This window comes from Methylobacterium sp. B1, from assembly GCF_000333255.1.
Classification (GTDB): domain Bacteria; phylum Pseudomonadota; class Alphaproteobacteria; order Rhizobiales; family Beijerinckiaceae; genus Methylobacterium; species Methylobacterium fujisawaense.
In genome coordinates this window covers 1-3,857 of the sequence record NZ_BACT01000841.1, presented here as the reverse complement: position 1 = coordinate 3,857, position 3,857 = coordinate 1, and the positions used below count along the sequence as shown (strand labels likewise).

Sequence of the window (3,857 nt, the reverse complement as noted above, 5' to 3'; positions counted from 1 at the left end):
GCCGGCCGGCAAGAGCGGGCTCCTCGCCGTCCATCGGACCGAGCCGGCGTGGATGCTCGGCTACTGGAACCGCCCCGAGGAAGAGGCCGAAGTGATGCGCGGCGACTGGTTTGTCGGCGGCGATCTCGCCCGGCTCGACGCGGACGGCTACCTCTGGGTCGAAGGCCGCAACAACGACCTGATGAAGGCGATGGGCTACCGGGTCTCGCCCAACGAGGTCGAGGCGGTGCTGTCCGACCACCCGTCCGTGGCGGAGGTCGGCGTGGCCGAACTGCCCGTGCGGGCAGACGTCTCGGTCATCTGCGGCTTCGTGGTGCTCCAGCCGGACGCCGAGCCCGACGCGGAGGGCCTGCTGGCCTGGTGCGCCGAGCGGCTCGCCGCCTACAAGCGGCCGCGGGAAATCCGCTTCCTCGACGCCCTGCCGCGCACGCCCAATGGCAAGGTCCAGCGCAAGCGACTCGCCGCGGCTGCGGCCGGTTGACCGGCGCCGCCGCCCGCTGGTTCGCCCCAGCGTTTCGAGGGCGCCGCAACAGGCCCCCTCTCCCGTCCGGGAGAGGGTCGGGGGGAGGGATCGGGTGTTGCCGAGGCTTGCCGGACCGGACGCCCCCTATAGCAGCGTCCCGCGCAGGATCAGCAGGGCCACCGAGAAATAGATGACGAGCCCGGTGACATCGACCAGCGTCGCCACGAACGGCGCCGAGGCGGTGGCCGGATCGAAGCCGATCCGCTGCAACAGGAAGGGCAGCATCGAGCCGGCGAGCGATCCGAAGGTCACGATTCCGACGAGCGCCGCGCCCACCGTTGCGGCCACCAGCGGCCAGTGCTCGCCGTAATCGTAGAGGCCGAACTTCTGCCACGCGACGATGCGGATGACCGCGATCACCCCGAGGATCGCCCCGAGCACGATCCCGGTGGGCAGTTCCCGCAGGGCCACCCGCCACCAGTCCCGCAGCCGGATCTGGTGCAGGGCCAGCGCCCGGATCAGCAGCGAGGTCGCCTGAGATCCGGAATTGCCCCCCGAACTCATGATCAGCGGGATGAACAGCGTCAGGACGATCGCCTTCTCCAGTTCCCCCTCGAAGCCCTGCATGGCCGAGGCGGTGAGCATCTCCGACAGGAACAGCGCGCACAGCCAGCCGGCGCGCTTCCGGATCATCGTGAAGAAGCCGATATCCATGTAAGGCTCGGGCAGCGCCTCCATGCCGCCGAAGCGCTGCACGTCCTGCGTCTGCTTCTCGATCATCGCGTCGATCATGTCGTCGACCGTGACGATGCCGATCACGTGCCCGACAGCGTCGACCACCGGCAGCGCGAGAAGATCGTATTTCGAGATCAGTCGGGCCGCCTCCTCGCGGCTGGCCGTCGGCGAGACGGCGAGGGGCCGGCGTCCCGGCGCGACGCTGAGGACGTTGTCGCTCGGATCGCCCGAGATCAGCCGCCGCAGGGGCACCGCCTTGGTCAGCGCGCGGGTGCGCGGGTCGAGCACGAAGATCGCGTAGATCGTCTCGCGGGTCTTCTCCACATGGCGGATGTGCTCCAGGGTCTGGCCCACCGTCCAGGTGCCCGGCACGGTGACGAACTCCGTGGTCATCAGCGAGCCCACGGTCTCCTCGCCGTAGGCCGAGAGCCGGTCCACGGCGCCGCGGGTCTCGGCGTCGAGGCGCGCGCGCAGGTCGGAGCGGCCGGGCTCCTCGATCTCGCGGAACACGTCCGTGACCCGGTCGGCCGACATGCCCGACAGGTAGCCGGCCACCCGGTCCCGGGGCAGCATCTCGATGATGTCGGCGGCGCAGTCGAGTTCCGGCTGGTCCAGCACCTCGATCGCCCGCTCCGTCGGCAGACCGAGCAGGATGGCGGCGGCAACCTCCGGAGCCTCGTCGTTCAGCGCTTCGACGATGTCGGGCGCCCGTTCGATCCGAAAGACGTGCGGCCAAGACGGAGGGATCGACTCGCGTGTCGAAGGGCGCGATCTCGTTCATGGCCTCGCCTCGTGGGTTACGAGGCGACGCGTCGCCGGTCATCCTAGGTCAGGGCCGTGGCCGGCCGCCGCGTCGATCGCCCCGCGGCCAGGCCTCTCAGCGGCTCAGGCGGGATGACGACACGGGGCCGGGCACGGCAGGCACGATCGGTCGGGCACGTCGCTTCGCTGGTCGCTGCTGGAAAGGGAACGCGGCACCGTCGAAGACGCCGTCGCGCGGGTGCGTCGTGCGCCCGAGCAAGAGGCCCGTCAAGCCGAAACAGCGCCCATCCGCAGCCGATGCCGAACGACGCTCCGTCGGGTGGCCGCGCGGCCACGGACGGGTGGGCCCCGCCGGCCAGCAACCCACCCTATGAGAAATATAAGTGTTGTGCTCGCTTGTATTGCGTCCAAGATATTGCCTATATGGATCTCACCAACAGCGAGGAGAAACGCCATGGCCTGGTCCGCCCCGATCGTGTCCGAGATCTGCGTCGGCATGGAAGTCACCAGCTACGAGTCGGCTGAGATCGATACGTTCAACTAAGTCGCTCACGGTTCGGAGCGCCCGACGCTCCGGCCTTCGCGGCTTCTTCATCCATCGCATCAATTCACTTGGAGGAAATCATGGCTTGGTCCGCCCCCGTCGTGTCCGAGATCTGCGTCGGCATGGAAGTCACCAGCTACGAGTCGGCTGAGATCGACACGTTCAACTGAGACGTCGACATCACGTTCTGGGGCGCCGCTTCATCCGAAGCGGCGCTTTTCTTTTGTGCGCGCATGACATGCTGCGCCTCGGCTTGACCTGCCACACCAAACCGTGCCGCTGAACCGCCACCGGGCCATGTGAGCCTGCAGAGCGAGCGAGGACGGGTTTGGCGGACACTGCGTATTCGGCCGATCAAGCGATCCCACCCTGCCCGATCACCGGTGCCCCCGCCCTGCGCTGCGTCGAGCGACTGGACGCCGCCTTCCTGACGCTGCTCTGGCACTATTCCGGCCGCGTCGATGTCGGGCCGCTGCTGCGCCCCGCCGGGACGTTCCGGCTCTGGGAATCACCGACCGGGCTGATCTTCTTCGATCCGCCGATGGCTGGCGATGCGGCCTTCTACCGGGCGTTCTACGGCCGGATCGCCGCGCACGATAAGCTCGCCGGGCCGGAGACGGAGCGCCTGGAGTTCCGCCAAGCCGCCACGCATGTGCCGTCGGGTGCCCGGGTGCTCGACGTGGGCTGCGGCCACGGCGGTTTCCGCGCCTATGTGCCGGAGGCCACCTATACCGGCCTCGACCCGAATTTTTCCGCCGAGGACCCGACCGGGACGATCCTCGCCGAGACCGTGGAGGCGCACGCGGCGCGCCTCGGTCCGGTCTACGACGTGGCCTGCGCCTTCCAGGTCATCGAGCATGTGGCGGACCCGCTGGGATTCGCCCGGGCGCTGGCGGCCTGCGTCAAGCCGGGCGGCCTGATTCTGATCGGGACGCCGCTCTGGCCCTCGCCCAACACCACGATCCCGAACTTCGTCATCAACGCGCCGCCCCACCATCTGACGTGGTGGACGCCCGCCGCTCTCGAGGCACTGGCCGGAACCTTGGGCTGCACCGCCGAGGCGGTCCATGCCATCGGCATGGACCGGCACGATTCGCTGATTCACTGGATGGCCAAGGTCAGCCCCGTCCGCTGCCGCGACCGCTTCTTCCGGCGGACGTGGTCCTGGGCGCTGGCGCTCGCCTTCGCCTACGGCGTCGGGTCGGTCCTCGACCGCTGCCTGCCGGTGCCGAAACGGACGCGCCCGAACGCGCTGCTGCTCGTGGCGCGGACGGGCACCTGATCCCTCACGCCACGAACAGCCCCGCGATCGCCGCGCTCGTGAGATTCGACAGCGTCCCCGCCAGGATCGCC

At 69.1% G+C, this 3,857-nt stretch carries 4 protein-coding genes and 1 pseudogene; 4 read left to right on the top strand and 1 reads right to left on the bottom strand.

Annotated features, from left to right (window positions below; all coding sequences use genetic code 11):
- Positions 1-481, top strand: a 481-nt coding sequence (locus I53_RS24400; RefSeq protein WP_043355588.1) for a fatty acid--CoA ligase family protein, incomplete at its 5' end; no start/stop codon positions are given.
- Positions 482-607: 126 nt separating this feature from the next.
- Here the strand turns inward: I53_RS24400 and mgtE are convergent.
- Positions 608-1,979, bottom strand: a pseudogene (gene mgtE / locus I53_RS24395) (magnesium transporter).
- Between the two features lie 435 nt (positions 1,980-2,414).
- On the opposite strand from mgtE, the gene pqqA (I53_RS24390) reads away from it, so the two are divergent.
- The 3 genes from pqqA (I53_RS24390) to I53_RS24380 all read left to right on the top strand — a co-directional run bounded on the left by pqqA (I53_RS24390) (position 2,415) and on the right by I53_RS24380 (position 3,786).
- Positions 2,415-2,504, top strand: a complete 90-nt coding sequence (gene pqqA / locus I53_RS24390) for a pyrroloquinoline quinone precursor peptide PqqA (RefSeq protein ID WP_007559223.1) — start codon at positions 2,415-2,417, stop codon at positions 2,502-2,504.
- 80 nt (positions 2,505-2,584) lie between these two features.
- Positions 2,585-2,674, top strand: coding sequence for a pyrroloquinoline quinone precursor peptide PqqA (gene pqqA, locus I53_RS24385; RefSeq protein WP_007559225.1), 90 nt, complete (start codon positions 2,585-2,587; stop codon positions 2,672-2,674).
- A 158-nt stretch (positions 2,675-2,832) separates the two neighbouring features.
- A complete protein-coding gene (locus I53_RS24380; protein ID WP_043355582.1) occupies positions 2,833-3,786 on the top strand; it encodes a class I SAM-dependent methyltransferase in 954 nt (317 codons plus the stop codon).
- The last annotated feature ends 71 nt before the right edge of the window (positions 3,787-3,857 follow it).